The sequence below is a fragment of the Amphritea atlantica genome (assembly GCF_024347255.1).
GTDB classification, from domain to species: Bacteria; Pseudomonadota; Gammaproteobacteria; order Pseudomonadales; family Balneatricaceae; genus Amphritea; species Amphritea atlantica.
Window position 1 is genome coordinate 1,005,658 of sequence record NZ_AP025284.1, and the last position, 13,728, is coordinate 1,019,385.

The 13,728-nt window shown below is 50.8% G+C and carries 13 protein-coding genes; 5 read left to right on the forward strand and 8 right to left on the reverse strand.

What is annotated here, in order from left to right; genetic code table 11:
- The first annotated feature begins 90 nt into the window (after positions 1-90).
- Positions 91-3,993 (forward strand): phosphoribosylformylglycinamidine synthase, encoded by a 3,903-nt coding sequence (gene purL, locus OCU43_RS04515; RefSeq protein ID WP_091359840.1) that lies wholly within the window; start codon positions 91-93, stop codon positions 3,991-3,993.
- Between the two features lie 102 nt (positions 3,994-4,095).
- Here the strand turns inward: purL and OCU43_RS04520 are convergent, their stop codons facing one another.
- From OCU43_RS04520 to OCU43_RS04540, 5 genes are all read right to left on the reverse strand, one after another.
- A complete protein-coding gene (locus OCU43_RS04520) occupies positions 4,096-5,850 on the reverse strand; it encodes a TonB-dependent receptor plug domain-containing protein (protein ID WP_261833005.1) in 1,755 nt (584 codons plus the stop codon).
- Between the two features lie 346 nt (positions 5,851-6,196).
- Positions 6,197-6,559: a rhodanese-like domain-containing protein gene (locus tag OCU43_RS04525; RefSeq protein ID WP_091359835.1), complete on the reverse strand. Its 363-nt coding sequence runs from the start codon at positions 6,557-6,559 to the stop codon at positions 6,197-6,199.
- A gap of 162 nt (positions 6,560-6,721) precedes the next feature.
- A complete protein-coding gene (locus OCU43_RS04530) occupies positions 6,722-7,345 on the reverse strand; it encodes an OmpA family protein (RefSeq protein WP_091359832.1) in 624 nt (207 codons plus the stop codon).
- Positions 7,346-7,460: 115 nt separating this feature from the next.
- Positions 7,461-7,760 carry a YciI family protein gene (locus OCU43_RS04535; RefSeq protein ID WP_091359830.1) on the reverse strand — a complete coding sequence of 100 codons (300 nt, stop codon included), beginning with the start codon at positions 7,758-7,760 and terminating at the stop codon, positions 7,461-7,463.
- A gap of 10 nt (positions 7,761-7,770) precedes the next feature.
- On the reverse strand, positions 7,771-8,328 hold the full coding sequence (locus OCU43_RS04540; RefSeq protein ID WP_091359827.1) for a septation protein A: 558 nt from the start codon (positions 8,326-8,328) through the stop codon (positions 7,771-7,773).
- Between the two features lie 38 nt (positions 8,329-8,366).
- On the opposite strand from OCU43_RS04540, the gene OCU43_RS04545 reads away from it, so the two are divergent.
- From OCU43_RS04545 to rluB, 4 genes are all read left to right on the forward strand, one after another.
- Positions 8,367-9,254 carry a PHP domain-containing protein gene (locus OCU43_RS04545; RefSeq protein WP_091359824.1) on the forward strand — a complete coding sequence of 296 codons (888 nt, stop codon included), beginning with the start codon at positions 8,367-8,369 and terminating at the stop codon, positions 9,252-9,254.
- 49 nt (positions 9,255-9,303) lie between these two features.
- Positions 9,304-9,924 carry an L-threonylcarbamoyladenylate synthase gene (locus OCU43_RS04550; protein ID WP_091359821.1) on the forward strand — a complete coding sequence of 207 codons (621 nt, stop codon included), beginning with the start codon at positions 9,304-9,306 and terminating at the stop codon, positions 9,922-9,924.
- Between the two features lie 90 nt (positions 9,925-10,014).
- A complete protein-coding gene (locus OCU43_RS04555; RefSeq protein WP_091359818.1) occupies positions 10,015-10,401 on the forward strand; it encodes an H-NS histone family protein in 387 nt (128 codons plus the stop codon).
- A 109-nt stretch (positions 10,402-10,510) separates the two neighbouring features.
- Positions 10,511-11,356 carry a 23S rRNA pseudouridine(2605) synthase RluB gene (gene rluB, locus OCU43_RS04560; RefSeq protein WP_091360076.1) on the forward strand — a complete coding sequence of 282 codons (846 nt, stop codon included), beginning with the start codon at positions 10,511-10,513 and terminating at the stop codon, positions 11,354-11,356.
- A gap of 59 nt (positions 11,357-11,415) precedes the next feature.
- Here rluB and OCU43_RS04565 read toward each other — a convergent pair whose 3' ends face one another.
- The 3 genes from OCU43_RS04565 to ubiG all read right to left on the reverse strand — a co-directional run bounded on the left by OCU43_RS04565 (position 11,416) and on the right by ubiG (position 13,662).
- Positions 11,416-12,156: a YciK family oxidoreductase gene (locus tag OCU43_RS04565; RefSeq protein ID WP_091359816.1), complete on the reverse strand. Its 741-nt coding sequence runs from the start codon at positions 12,154-12,156 to the stop codon at positions 11,416-11,418.
- A 96-nt stretch (positions 12,157-12,252) separates the two neighbouring features.
- Positions 12,253-12,933 carry an HAD-IA family hydrolase gene (locus OCU43_RS04570; RefSeq protein ID WP_091359813.1) on the reverse strand — a complete coding sequence of 227 codons (681 nt, stop codon included), beginning with the start codon at positions 12,931-12,933 and terminating at the stop codon, positions 12,253-12,255.
- A 3-nt stretch (positions 12,934-12,936) separates the two neighbouring features.
- Positions 12,937-13,662, reverse strand: coding sequence for a bifunctional 2-polyprenyl-6-hydroxyphenol methylase/3-demethylubiquinol 3-O-methyltransferase UbiG (ubiG, locus tag OCU43_RS04575; protein WP_091359811.1), 726 nt, complete (start codon positions 13,660-13,662; stop codon positions 12,937-12,939).
- Positions 13,663-13,728 lie beyond the last annotated feature (66 nt).

The window sequence follows — 13,728 nt, forward strand, 5'->3', positions numbered from 1 at the left end:
AACTAATCCGCTATTTCAGTAAAATTCGGCCTTAATTTTCTCCTACATACAACCTATCTGTTAGGCACACTCAAGAGGCTTGAAACTAACATGCTGGTACTGCGTGGAGCGCCTGCTCTTTCTGCTTTTCGTCACGATAAGCTGCTGTCTGCCCTGAAATCCCGAATTGCCCATATCACCGGCGTTTACGGTGAGTATATGCATTTCGCTGATCTGGAAACTAACCTGTCCGATCAGGAGCAAAACACGCTGGAGCGTATCCTTTGCTACGGCCCTAAAGCTAAAGTGGAAGAGCCATCAGGTCAATTGATTTTAGTCATACCCCGTCCAGGTACGATCTCGCCCTGGTCATCCAAAGCCACCGATATAGCCAGAAACTGCGGCCTGCAGAGCATTAAACGGCTGGAGCGCGGAACTGCCTATTTTGTGCATTCTGAGCAGCCTCTGAGTGATGTGGAGTTGGAGCAGGTGCGTACCGAGTTGCATGATCGTATGGTTGAGGCGACGCTCAGTAGTGTTGATGAGGCAAGTCAGCTGTTTCGTACTGATCAGCCTGCACCACTGACTCTGGTAGATATTCTTGCCGGTGGTCGTGATGCGCTGGTTAAAGCGAATACTGACCTGGGTCTGGCGCTGGCCGATGATGAGATCGATTATCTGGTGGCCAGTTTCACTGAACTGGGGCGGAACCCTGCCGATGTTGAGCTGATGATGTTTGCTCAGGCAAACTCAGAGCACTGTCGTCATAAGATCTTCAACGCATCCTGGGATATCGATGGTGAAGCTCAGGAAAAATCGCTGTTTGCGATGATCCGTAACACCAATGAGCTGGGTGGCGAGAATATTCTTTCTGCTTACTCTGATAATGCTGCGGTCATGGTGGGCTCTGAGGCCGGGCGTTTCTTCCCTAATCCTCAAACTAAAGAGTATGGCTACAATCAGGAAAGTATTGAGATCCTGATGAAGGTTGAGACCCATAACCATCCGACTGCGATTGCGCCGCACTCTGGTGCTGCGACTGGTTCCGGTGGTGAGATCCGTGACGAAGGTGCGACCGGTAAAGGCTCTAAACCGAAAGCGGGTCTGACCGGCTTTACGGTTTCTGATCTGAAAATTCCCGGGTTTGTACAGCCGTGGGAATCGGATTATGGCAAGCCCGAGCGTATCGTATCGGCGCTGGATATTATGCTTGAAGGTCCTATCGGCGGAGCTGCGTTCAATAACGAATTTGGTCGTCCTGCCCTGAACGGTTATTTCCGTACCTTCGAACAGCGGGTTAACGGTGCGGCCGGTGAAGAGGTGCGTGGTTATCACAAGCCGATCATGATTGCTGGTGGTTACGGAAACATTCGTACCGATCATGTTGATAAAGGTGAGATCGATGTGGGCGCGAAACTGATCTGTCTGGGCGGGCCTGCTATGCAGATCGGTCTGGGCGGCGGAGCAGCCTCTTCTATGTCTTCTGGCACTTCCTCTGCGGATCTTGATTTTGCCTCTGTTCAGCGGGATAACCCTGAGTTAGAGCGCCGCTGTCAGGAAGTGATCGATCAGTGCTGGCAGCAGGGTGATGCTAACCCGATCGCCTTTATCCACGATGTGGGGGCTGGTGGTCTGTCCAACGCCTTCCCGGAGCTGGTTAAAGATGGTGGTCGTGGCGGTGATTTTGAGCTGCGCAATGTTAATAATGATGAGCCGGGGATGTCCCCGTTGGCTATCTGGTGTAACGAAGCGCAGGAGCGCTATGTGCTTGCCGTTATGCCAGAAGATATGCCGAGATTTGAAGCGATCTGTGCCCGTGAGCGTTGCCCATACGCTGTTGTGGGCACTGCAACTGAAGAGAAACATCTGACGCTGAGCGATGCTCATTTTGGTAATAAGCCGGTTGATCTGCCGATGAGTGTGCTGTTTGGTAAGCCGCCCAAAATGCACCGCTCAGTTAATCGCATCAGCTACGAAGTGCCGGCCTTTGATGCCAGCAGTATCGACCTGAAAGACGCTGCTGACCGGGTTTTGAAGTTACCAGCTGTTGCTTCAAAATCGTTCCTGATTACCATCGGCGATCGCTCCATTACCGGTCAGGTCGCCCGTGATCAGATGGTCGGGCCATGGCAGGTGCCAGTGGCTAACTGTGCAGTGACCACCGCTGCGTTTGATACCTACGCCGGTGAAGCGATGGCAATGGGTGAGCGGACGCCGCTGGCACTGGTTGACTCACCAGCGTCTGGCCGGATGGCGGTGGGTGAAACGGTGACCAACCTGGCCTCCGCCCGGATTGGCGATATTATTGATATTAAACTCTCTGCTAACTGGATGTGTGCTGCCGGCCACCCGGGTGAAGATGAGAAGTTGTACGACACCGTTAAAGCGGTGGGGATGGAGCTGTGTCCACAACTGGGAATTACCATTCCGGTGGGCAAAGACTCTATGTCGATGCGTACCGTCTGGAATGATGAGGGTGAAGATAAATCGGTCACTGCGCCGACTTCGCTGATTATCACCGGTTTTGCGCCGGTGCTGGATGTGCGCAAGACACTGACGCCGCAATTGCGGACCGATATTGAAGAGACGGACCTGATCCTGCTGGATCTGGGTAACGGTAAAAACCGGCTGGGTCTGTCTGCTCTGGCGCAGGTGTATAACGAGGTGGGCCAGGATGTGCCCGATGTCGATGACCCTGAACAGCTGGTGGCGTTCTTTGCTGCGATCCAGGAACTTAACGAACAGGGTTTGCTTCTGGCATACCATGATCGTGCCGATGGCGGACTGTTTACCACCATTGCCGAGATGGCGTTTGCCGGACACACCGGTGTCGATATCAATCTGGATATGTTGGCAACCGATAGCTCTGAATTTGCAGCCGCCCTGTTTGCTGAAGAACTGGGTGCGGTGATTCAGGTTAAGCGTGCTGATCTGCAAAGTGTGCTGACTGAATTGAATGCGGCTGGCCTGGCAGAGATCACCAAGGTGATCGGTTCGGTTAATCTGGATGATGAGCTACGGGTTCATTTTGATGATGAGGAGATCTATTCCGAGTCCCGCACAACCTTGCAGCGGGCCTGGGCAGAAACGTCCTACCGCATGCAGGCGCTGAGGGATAACTCTGACTGTGCGCAGCAGGAGTTTGATACCCTGTTAGATAAGCATAATCCAGGCCTGCATGCTGAACTGACCTTTGATCAGAACGACAATGTTGCGGCACCCTTTATTCAGACCGGTGTGCGCCCTGAGATGGCGATCATTCGTGAGCAGGGTGTTAATGGCCAGATAGAGATGGGCGCGGCCTTTGACCGGGCTGGTTTTGCTGCCGTCGATGTTCATATGAGCGATATTCTGGAAGGGCGGGTTGAGCTGGAGCGCTTTAAAGGCCTGGTGGCCTGTGGCGGCTTCTCTTACGGTGATGTGCTGGGTGCCGGTGAAGGCTGGGCTAAATCGATTCTGTTCAACACCCGTGCACGGGATCAGTTTGAAGCGTTCTTCAATCGTGAAGATACCTTTGCGCTGGGTATCTGTAATGGCTGTCAGATGCTGTCTAACCTGCATGAGCTGATTCCGGGGGCCGACCTCTGGCCGCATTTTGTGCGCAATATGTCTGAACAGTTTGAAGCCCGTGTAGCGATGGTTGAGGTGCAGGAGAGTCAGTCTGTCTTCCTGCAGGGAATGGCTGGTTCGCGTATGCCAATCGCTGTGGCTCATGGTGAGGGACGGGCGGAGTTCGCCGATCAGACCCATCTGGCTAGCCTGCAGAGTTCTGGCGCAGTCGCGCTGCGCTATGTGGATAACCATGGCCGGGTGACTGAGTCTTATCCAGCTAATCCGAATGGCTCACCAGAGGGTATTACGGGTGTGACCACCACTGATGGCCGGGTGACCATCATGATGCCACACCCAGAGCGGGTGTTCCGTGCGGTCACCAATAGCTGGGCTCCGGGGCATTGGGAAGAAGATGGTGCCTGGATGCGGATGTTCCGCAATGCCCGGGTATGGGTCGGTTAATCGGATAGTTATTTCGTTGCCAGCCTGAAAGCGTTCTTTCGGGAGCCACAGAAAGTGAAAACGCGCCGTATAGGCGCGTTTTTTATGGCAGCACTCTGGCTGTTAAAAGCTCAGGTTGATGCCCGCCGAGTAATAGCGCGAACCCGGGTCTTGCGGTGTGCCACGCAGCTCCATATTTTCCGGTAGTTCCCGGTTAAACAGATTATCGATACCTGCTGTCAGTTGCACAGAGTTATTGAGCTGGTAGCTCAGATGGGTATCCACGGTGGTAAAGTGTGAATCATAGGGTGACATTAGACGGGTGGGGGTAGCGTAGTAGTAGCCCGTATAGCGAAATCTGACACTACTTGACCATGCGGAGCTCCACTCTGAATCAAGGGATAGCCTGCTTTGCCAGCGGGCACGCTCAGTCAGCCGCTCATCGGTGGTTGCATCCCTGGCATCAAGGTATTCAAGGGAAGCGCTAAGCTTCTGCTGCCCGGTTAATGCATAGGAAAGTGTTGCTTCAGCACCCTCCAGTGTCGCTTTATCGATGTTGCTATACAGATAGGTTTTGGTGCAGGTAAAGCTGGGGCAGGTACCTGAAGTGCTATTCAGCTCTGCGGCAATTAGCTGGTCTACATCGGAGCGGTAGAGAGTGAGTTCCAGAGCACCCTGTTCCAGTTGATATCCAAGGCTAAGCTCATAACTGACCGACTCTTCCGGTTGCAGATCCGGGTTGCCATTGATGATGCTGGTACCATAACCGTTGCGGGTAAAGGTGGAGTACATCTGCACCAGCGAGGGCGCGCTGAAGGCCGTGCCGTAGCTTCCTCTTATTTTCCATGGCCCCTCGCTCCAGGAGAGTGATAAGCGGGGGTTGGTTGTGCTACCGAAGTCATTGTAGTTGTCGTGACGTATACCAAGGGTCAGGTTAACACTGTTTGTCAGGCTCCACTGATCCTGCAGAAACAGGTAGTAGTTATCGCGATCAACGGTTTGGGTATTGATGCTGATATCGACATCATCCTGGCGGTAGCCTGCACCGAGATTATAGAGGTGGATGTCATTGAGAAGGCCTGCATAGCGCCCCTCTAGCTGAGTTTGCCTGAAGTCGGTGCTCTCCTCTCCTGAGCCACGGTTGACCAGTGCATCGCTGTAACCCTGAGAGAGATCCAGATCAAACTGATCCGTGTCGAACTGCTGTGTATAACGGCCATTGAGTTGATAGCGCTTCTCTGATTCAAATTTTCCGCTGCTGGTGTCAGGGTTTTCATCGTTCTGATCAAGATATTCTGCACCTATCAATAGCTGAATATCATCCCGCAGATCATACCGGCCACGATAGTTGAGAAAGGTGCGTTGTTCCTCATTCAGGGTGCCGTTATCGTTTTCATAAGGGTTGCGCTGCTTATATTCAATCCCGATGCTATGGTTACTGCTATCGGTTACAAAATCACGGCTGGCATGCACAATGACGGTTTCTCGTCCGGCGGGAGATTCTGCTCCGCCAAGGGTCAGGCGGATTCGGGACAGATCTTTGTCCGGCTTCTGAGTAATGATGTTGATGACACCCCCGAGGGCATCGGAACCATAGAGTGCTGACATCGGTCCCCGTACTATTTCGATACGCTCCACGTTTTGTAGCGAGATATTGTTTACGTTACTGCCTGCGTATTTCTCAGTCCGGCGCATGCCATCAACCAGAATAAGCGTGTGTGTACCGTTGAAACCACGAATAGAAACAGATGAGCTGGAGCCACCGTCGGTGACCTCCAGTCCCGTACTCTGTTTCAAAATCTCGGCAAGGCTGCGGCTGGAAAATGATTCGATCTCCTCCCGGGTGACAACCTCAATAGAGGCGTCTACATCCTGAATCGACTGCTCAACCTAAGTTGCGGTAACAACGATGGTGCTATCAACAGAATTTGTAGCCGCTGCTAACGGTGCCGATACGCCGTAGACTCCCAACAACACATATGCTTTCACGTACTTCATAACCTTACATTCCATCAGTGATTTTGACGCTGCTATGGTAAAGCCTGAAGGTTAGCGGGAGGTGTGACAGAAACGCACATGCGTCAATTTGTCGCTTGAGCGGGCCGGTTTAGTAATGCTTTTGAGTGTAAAGGCGGTCAGATCAAAGCGCTCTCCAGGAGAAAGCGGATAAGCGGAAGAGTTTATTAGAAAAGCATAAACAGAACGGCGACTGGATGGAACGCTGTCAGGCCTGCTCCTCTAACGGTAGTTTTAGTTTCCACCACGCCAGCATGCCACCTTGAAGCTCATAGGCATCAAATCCGCTGTTGAGAAACTTTCGGGTCGCGGGTTTGCTGCGGTGGGCGGACCGGCAGATACAGAGAACCGGTTTGTTATTCTGCAGTTGTTGTAATTGTGTTTTGTTTAGTGTGTGTAGTGGAATCGATATAGAGCCAGGGATATGACTTTTTTTGAATTCCTGAGCAGTACGAACATCAATAATCAGAAACTGCTGCAGATCTTTGGCAGCGCTTTCCGGGGTGATGTAGGGAACAGCGCCAAAAGGTAGCCAGCTAAGCCAGCCGGAGAGGGGTAATTTACCAGTCATTGCTGAATTACGGTTTTGTAGTTATCTATCCGAAACAGGGTTTTCATAAGCATCATCGTTACAAATAAAAAAACCGGTTAGCACAATATTAAATTGTGCAATAACCGGTTTATATCAGACTTTACTCTGGTATTGGAAGTAGAGTCTGGAGGTTAGTTCGTATTACTGCTGAACCATGACCTTTTTCTGACCGCTGATAGTTACTTCTACGCGACGGTTTTCTCTCAGACAAGCTTTGCGTGACGCACCTGTATCGGTACATACCTTAACTGGATTCGCTTCACCGAAAGAGTAGGACACGACTTTGTCCGTTTCGATACCAGCTTCAACCAGAGCGGCGTCTACCGCTTCAACGCGACGCTTGGAAAGTGCATCGTTATAAGCGTTGGTGCCGATCGAGTCAGTGTAGCCTTTCAGCTCGATAGAGTTCAGTTTAGCCAGAGAACCTACATAGTTTACGATAGGGCTGACGTCATTTACTTTACTGCTGTCGAAGTCGAAGTAGATGATGTGGCTCTCCTGAGCATCTACCATCTTCATCATCATTTTAGGTGCTGGAGCAGGTGCTGGCGCAGGTGCCGGAGCGGCCATTGCAGGTTCTGCGCCGCACTCAACAGTTTTGTCCTCTTCAGTCCAGTAGCCGTGCTGCCAGCATTCGCCGTAACCGGTTTTCCAGACGGTGTCAGTAGAGTTGGTAGCATAACCGGCATTGATTGGGTGAGCGTTAGCAACTGCAGATAATCCCATTGACAGCGCCAGAGCGGTGGTGAGTGCAAGTTTCTTCATCGTATACATCCTTATGTTGTAATTTTCATCGAGTGTTGGCTATTTATACCAGTTCAACCTGAACCTAAGTTAAACAGAGTGCTCTGATAAGGGTATTTAAGCCTAAAAAGCGACACTATGGTAAAACTTTTTTGTATGGTTTTACCATCACCTTTCGATAAACACCTGCTTTTATATATGGGTCCTGGTCTGCCCAGGACTGTGCCTGTGGTAACGATTCAAATTCAGCGATGACAAGGCTACCAGTGAAACCCGCAGGGCCTGGATCCTCGCTGTCAATTGCCGGATGTGGCCCGGCAACCAGAAGTCTCCCCGCATCGCGCAGAGCTTCGAGGCGAGCCAGGTGATCAGGTCTGGCCGACATGCGCTGTTCAAGAGTACCGGGGTGATCTTCGCTGATAATGGCGTAAAGCATTATGACATCCTTAGTTTTCGCTGTGGTTTTCGTTGCTGTCGGGTTTGATGTGCTTTGATATGTAAAAACCCTGTAGCAAAATAAAGATCAGAGTGAGTCCCAGCATGCCGAACAGCTTGAAGTTAACCCAGGTTTCTTCGCTCATAGTATAGGCGACATACAGGTTTACTCCACCCAGAATAAGGTAGAATATGATCCAGGCAATATTCAGTTGTGTCCAGGCTCGGGAAGGCATCTCAATGGTGCCGTCCATGAGTCGCTGAATGATGGTTTTCGTGCCGATAAACTGACTTCCCAGAAACGCCAGGGCGAACAGCCAGGTGACGACGGTGGGTTTCCACTGAATAAAGGTTTTATCCTGAAACAGTACAGTAGCCCCCCCCAGAATGACGACCAATCCAAGCGTGACCAGTTGAATCATCTCGATCTTATGCGTTTTTATCCAGGTGTAGAGCATCTGTAACAGAGTGGCGGGAATCAAAACCGCGGTGGCCAGAATGATATCGTCGGTGCTTTTATAGACGATAAAGAAGATAATGACCGGCAGAAAATCCAGAAGTAGTTTCATAACAACATTTTTTTGATTAGAAGTGGGTCGATTATAGAGTGAGCCAGTTAAGTTATAAACCCGAATCCTATGGGGAATTGCCTTTCAGTGATCTTCACTGTCATTCCTGCTTCTCCGATGGTGAGTTGAGCCCTGCGCAGTTGCTTGATGGGGCTTCGCAAGCCGGGGTTGTCGTGTTCGCGATTACCGACCACGATACGGTAGCCGGTGTCGGAGCGTTGCGGACAGCTGCTGCGGATGCTTCTGAGGCCGATAAAGTGAAGGTTGTTTCAGGTGTTGAACTGACCTGCCAGTGGGGCCGGAATATGGTGCATATCATCGGCCTGGGTTTTGATGAAACCGATCCGGCGTTGACAGGCTATCTGAAAAAACTGGATGAACTGCGTCTGGTTCGCGCCGGTCTTATTTCACAAAGGCTGTGTAAGCGTAATATTCCCGATCTGCTTCCCCGGGCGTTGGAGTTGGCTGGGAGTGGTCAGATTGGTCGCCCCCATTTTGCTTTTGCGATGGTAGAAGCTGGCGTTGTTAATAATGAAACGCAAGCCTTCAACCGTTATTTAGGTGCCGGGAAAATAGGAGATGTTAAAGTTGACTGGCCAACAATGGAGCAGGCAATTGATATTATTCATCAGGCTGGAGGAATCGCGGTTCTTGCTCACCCGACAAAATATAATATGACCTTTACCAAGGTGAGGTTATTAACGGGTGCCTTTTCTGAGCAGGGCGGTGATGCAATTGAAATAAGTTACCCGGGTATTGAGTCAGGGCACCTGTTGCAGCTGGATAAGCTCGCCTCAAAACATAAACTGATGGTATCAGCGGGCAGTGATTTCCATAAAAGGCAATTTCACTGGACAGGTATTGGAAAATATCCACGCTATAGTAGCAATAATCCCCATGTGCTTTCTAAATTGCTTCAGGATTAACTGAATATTAAGTAAAATAGATTCAATTACATTTGTGGAAGGATTTCCCGTGAGCCAGCTGTTTCAGATTCATCCTGACAATCCCCAGTCGCGTCTGATTAATCAGGCTGTTGATATCATAAAAAAAGGTGGGGTTGTTGTTTATCCTACTGATTGTGCTTATGCCTTAGGCTGCCATCTGGGAGATAAGTCAGCCGTTGATAAAATTAAGCGTATCCGCAAACTGGATGATAAGCATAACTTTACACTGGTCTGTCGTGACCTGTCTGAAATTGGCACGTATGCTAAAGTAAATAACTCGGTATACCGCTTGCTAAAAGCTATGACACCGGGTGCATATACTTTTATTTTAAATGCGACAACGGAAGTGCCGCGCCGTTTATTACATCCTAAGCGACGCACAATAGGCCTTAGAATTCCACAGAATAATATCGCTTTGCAGCTCATGGATGCATTAGGCGAGCCGATAATGAGTACCTCCCTTATTATGCCTGGGGAGGAGCTGCCGTTGATTGATCCTTATGAAATCCGGGATCTGTTACAGCATGAGGTTGATCTGGTTATTGATGGTGGCTATTGCGGAATGGAAGCAACCTCTGTGATTAATCTGGTAGATGATGTGCCTGTCATTATTCGGCGCGGTGCCGGTGATGTTTCTGATTTTGAATAAATAAACTTAATAAGTTTTTATTGAAAAAAAGTAATACATAATCAATAATTCAGGCCTGTTCCCAAACTAATTTTATATTGGTGATTTATAATGACCGACTTTGTAAAACTTCTTACCCGTAAAAACTCACTGCGTAAACAGTGTCAGACACTTTCCAGTGCTGATATTGAAAAAGCGATTGCTGATCTGACTGAAATTCTGGAAGAAAAGCAGGCACAGGAAGAGGAATTGCTGGCAGTTGAGCGTGAGCGCGCAGAAAAAATTGAAGCAATTAAGCAGAGTATGCAGGAGGCAGGTATTGGTCTGGATGATCTGATGGTTCTGGTTGATGCGCCGGTTAAGAAAAAGGTCGCGCCTAAGTATCAGATTACGGATGAAAGTGGTGAAGTACATCAGTGGTCGGGTCGTGGCCGGACTCCTGCAGTATTTCAGGCTGCTTTTGCCAAAGGTAAAACGAAAGAAGACTTCTTAATTTAATCAGTCCTTTCCGTTATTATTGAAAAGCTCTTCGGCGCAGCGTCGAGGAGCTTTTTTGTTTATTTTTTCAGAAACCTTTTTCAGGTTTCTTATATGTGAGGATGCGTCGGTGACAGACGAAAAACTGCAGAAAGTTTTGGCGCGTTCCGGATTGGGTTCACGTCGTGAGATGGAACGTTGGATAGAAGCTGGCCGTATTGTTGTGAACGGTCAGGTTGCAACGCTCGGCGACAGAGTCTCGGTTCGGGATGAAGTAGAAGTTGACGGGCAGGCACAAAAAATGGTGTTTGATCGTGATAGTGAACGCCGGGTGCTTATCTATAATAAGCCATTGGGAGAGGTGGCGACCCGCCATGACCCGGAAGGCCGTCCTACGGTGTTTGATCATCTGCCGCCGTTGAAACAGGGGCGCTGGATCGCTGTCGGGCGTCTGGATATTAATACCTCAGGTCTGTTGTTGTTCACCACTGATGGTGAGCTGGCTAATAACCTGATGCACCCCTCTGCAAATATTGATCGTGAGTATGCGGTACGCATTCTGGGTGATGTCGATGAGGCGATGATTGCACGGCTGAAAAAGGGGGTGCTGCTGGACGATGGCATGGCCCGTTTTACCGATGTGCAGTTTTTTAATGGTGAAGGCGCTAATAAGTGGTATCACGTCTGTATTATGGAGGGACGTAATCGCGAAGTACGGCGTTTGTGGGAGTCTCAGGAAGTTCAGGTGAGTCGCCTCAAACGTGTGCGTTACGGACCCTTCTTCCTGCCCAGTGAGGTTAAGGCGGGGCACTGGAAGGAGTTGTCACAGAAAGAGATCAATATGCTGTCCAGTATGATGGACATGAAACAGAAGCATAATAAGCCGCTATCGGTGAAAGAGAAAGACGCCGCTGAGCGGCGGGCAAAACGACAGAAGACACGCCGTTCCGTCGGCCCGAAGCGCTCTGAAAGGTAAAACAAAAACGCAGCTTTTGAAATGAAAGCTGCGTTTTTTATCTATGAAAGGCCTGAACGTTATTGGGCGTTGAGTGACTGGCCGTTGACCGAGCGGCTGTCGCGACCCATCAGGTAGAGATAGAGGGGCATGATCTCTTGTGGGGTTGGATTGCCTTCTGGGTTTTCAGCCGGATAAGCATTGGCTCTCATATCGGTTCGGGTCGCGCCAGGGTTGATGGCGTTGACGCGGATATTGGTGTTGTGCTCCAGTTCATCCGCGAGCACCTGCATCAGGCCTTCGGTGGCGAATTTAGACACAGCATAAGCGCCCCAGAATGCTTTGCCTTTGCGGCCTACCCCGGAAGAGGTGAAGATAATAGAGGCGTCTTCTGAAGTGTTTGTCAGCGACAGCAGTGCCTGAGTCAGCATAAAGGTGCTGTTGACATTAACCTGCATCACCTGTTGCCAGACAACCGGGTCGTAGCTTTCAATCGGCGTGCGGATGCCGAGGGTTCCGGCGTTGTGTAAGATCCCGTCAATTCTGCCAAACTCCTGTTCCAGTGTGGCTGCGAGATTATCAAAGTCAGTTTCGCCGGCGGTTTCCAGGTTGAGCGTAATAATAGCTGCCTGAGGGTAGCCAGCGTCTTCAATCTCATCGTATACGGCATTCAGTTTTTCTTCGGTCCGCCCCAGCAGAATAACGGTGGCGCCGTGAGCGGCGTAGCTAAGGGCCGCTGCCCGCCCGATACCGCTACCGGCTCCGGTAACCAGAATGATTTTGTCCTGCAGTAAGTTTTCCGGTGCCTGATAATCGTACATGACAGCTCCTGTGTCTGAAGGCTAAGGTTGAGTGGCTGGCCGGTGTGCTCTGTCGTTTGTTGTGCACTGATGGTTCGGTCTGGCCTTATATTTTACTTAGCGGTTGTAATAAAGGGTTTCTAAAATCGGGCGGATCTCGTCAGCGTGATCTACCCGGTAATGGCTGTTCCAACTGGCGATATTTTCGCCGCTATCAATATAGCCGTAACTGACCGCAATCGTCTGCATGCCGGCATTGAGTCCTGCTTCAATATCCCTGCGGTGGTCGCCGATATAAACACTGCGCTCCGGTGTTGTTCCCAGCTCATCACAGGCCAGGAACAGGGCTTCCGGGTGGGGTTTTTTCTCACGCACATGATCCGGACAGATCACGGTGCCCGCAGCCGGTTGCAGGTTCAGTCCCTGCATCAGCGGCGTGGTATAGCATTCGGGTTTGTTGGTGACGATCCCCCAGGGGATGCTGTTTTCCCCCAGCCAGTTCAGCAGGTTCTGTATGCCGGGAAACGGTTTGGTGTCTACGTCCAGGTGTTGCAGGTAGAGCTCCAGCATCCGTTGATGCAGTGCGTCAAAGTCGGTTGTGTGTTCGTCGGTCTGGAATGCTGCGCAGACCATCGCCCGGGCGCCATTGGAAACGTAACCTCTGAGGAAATCATAGCTGACCGGCGGTTGCTGCTGCTCGGCCAGAAGCTGATTGATCACGTGGTGAAAATCCGGTGCGGTATCAAGCAGTGTGCCGTCAAGATCGAACAGTACGGCTTCTGGCAGGGCTTTGTTCATGGTTCAGTCCGGCTTGCGGGTAGCGACCATATAATTGACATCCACATCCCGGTCGTTAAGTTTGTAAACTTTGCTCAGTGGGTTGTATGTCAGGCCGGTTATTTTTTCGCTCTGCAGGCCGCTTTGGCGTATCCAGCTTGCCAGCTCGGAAGGGCGGATAAATTTCTTGAAATCGTGGGTGCCTTTGGGCACAAGCTTAAGCAGGTGTTCCGCCCCGACAATCGCCATCATATAGCTTTTAGGGTTGCGGTTGAGGGTGGAGAAAAACACGTAACCGCCAGGCTTTACCAGTTGGCTGCAGGCATCAACAATGGATGATGGGTCAGGCACATGCTCCATCATCTCCATGCAGGTGACGATATCAAAACTCTGTGGCTGCTCGGTGGCCAGCTGTTCTACCGTGACCTGACGGTAGGAGACGTTGACGCCGCTTTCAAGACCGTGCAGTTTGGCAACTTTGAGGGGCGCTTCTCCCATATCGATGCCGGTCACTGCGGCGCCCCGGTGAGCCATCGCTTCGGAGAGGATGCCGCCACCACAGCCGACATCCAGTACGGTTTTGCCATTCAGCGAGGCGATACGGTCGATAAAGTCCACCCGCAGTGGGTTGATGTCATGCAGGGGTTTGAACTCGCTTTCACGGTCCCACCAGCGGCTGGCCAGTTCTTCAAATTTCGCTATCTCCTGAGGATCGATATTTGCGCCGTTGTTGCTTTGTGTATCAGTCATAATGTGCCGCCAAAGGCTAGTGTCTGGAGAAAATTCTGCGCCATTCTAGCACCGCTGGATGGTCGA

Coding starts and splice junctions, on each gene's coding strand:
- purL (WP_091359840.1), top strand. CDS start 91: ATGCTGGTACTGCGTGGAGCGCCTGCTCTTTCTGCTTTTCGTCACGAT.
- OCU43_RS04525 (WP_091359835.1), bottom strand. CDS start 6,559: ATGACTGGTAAATTACCCCTCTCCGGCTGGCTTAGCTGGCTACCTTTT.
- OCU43_RS04530 (WP_091359832.1), bottom strand. CDS start 7,345: ATGAAGAAACTTGCACTCACCACCGCTCTGGCGCTGTCAATGGGATTA.
- OCU43_RS04535 (WP_091359830.1), bottom strand. CDS start 7,760: ATGCTTTACGCCATTATCAGCGAAGATCACCCCGGTACTCTTGAACAG.
- OCU43_RS04540 (WP_091359827.1), bottom strand. CDS start 8,328: ATGAAACTACTTCTGGATTTTCTGCCGGTCATTATCTTCTTTATCGTC.
- OCU43_RS04555 (WP_091359818.1), top strand. CDS start 10,015: ATGACCGACTTTGTAAAACTTCTTACCCGTAAAAACTCACTGCGTAAA.
- OCU43_RS04565 (WP_091359816.1), bottom strand. CDS start 12,156: ATGTACGATTATCAGGCACCGGAAAACTTACTGCAGGACAAAATCATT.
- OCU43_RS04570 (WP_091359813.1), bottom strand. CDS start 12,933: ATGAACAAAGCCCTGCCAGAAGCCGTACTGTTCGATCTTGACGGCACA.
- ubiG (WP_091359811.1), bottom strand. CDS start 13,662: ATGACTGATACACAAAGCAACAACGGCGCAAATATCGATCCTCAGGAG.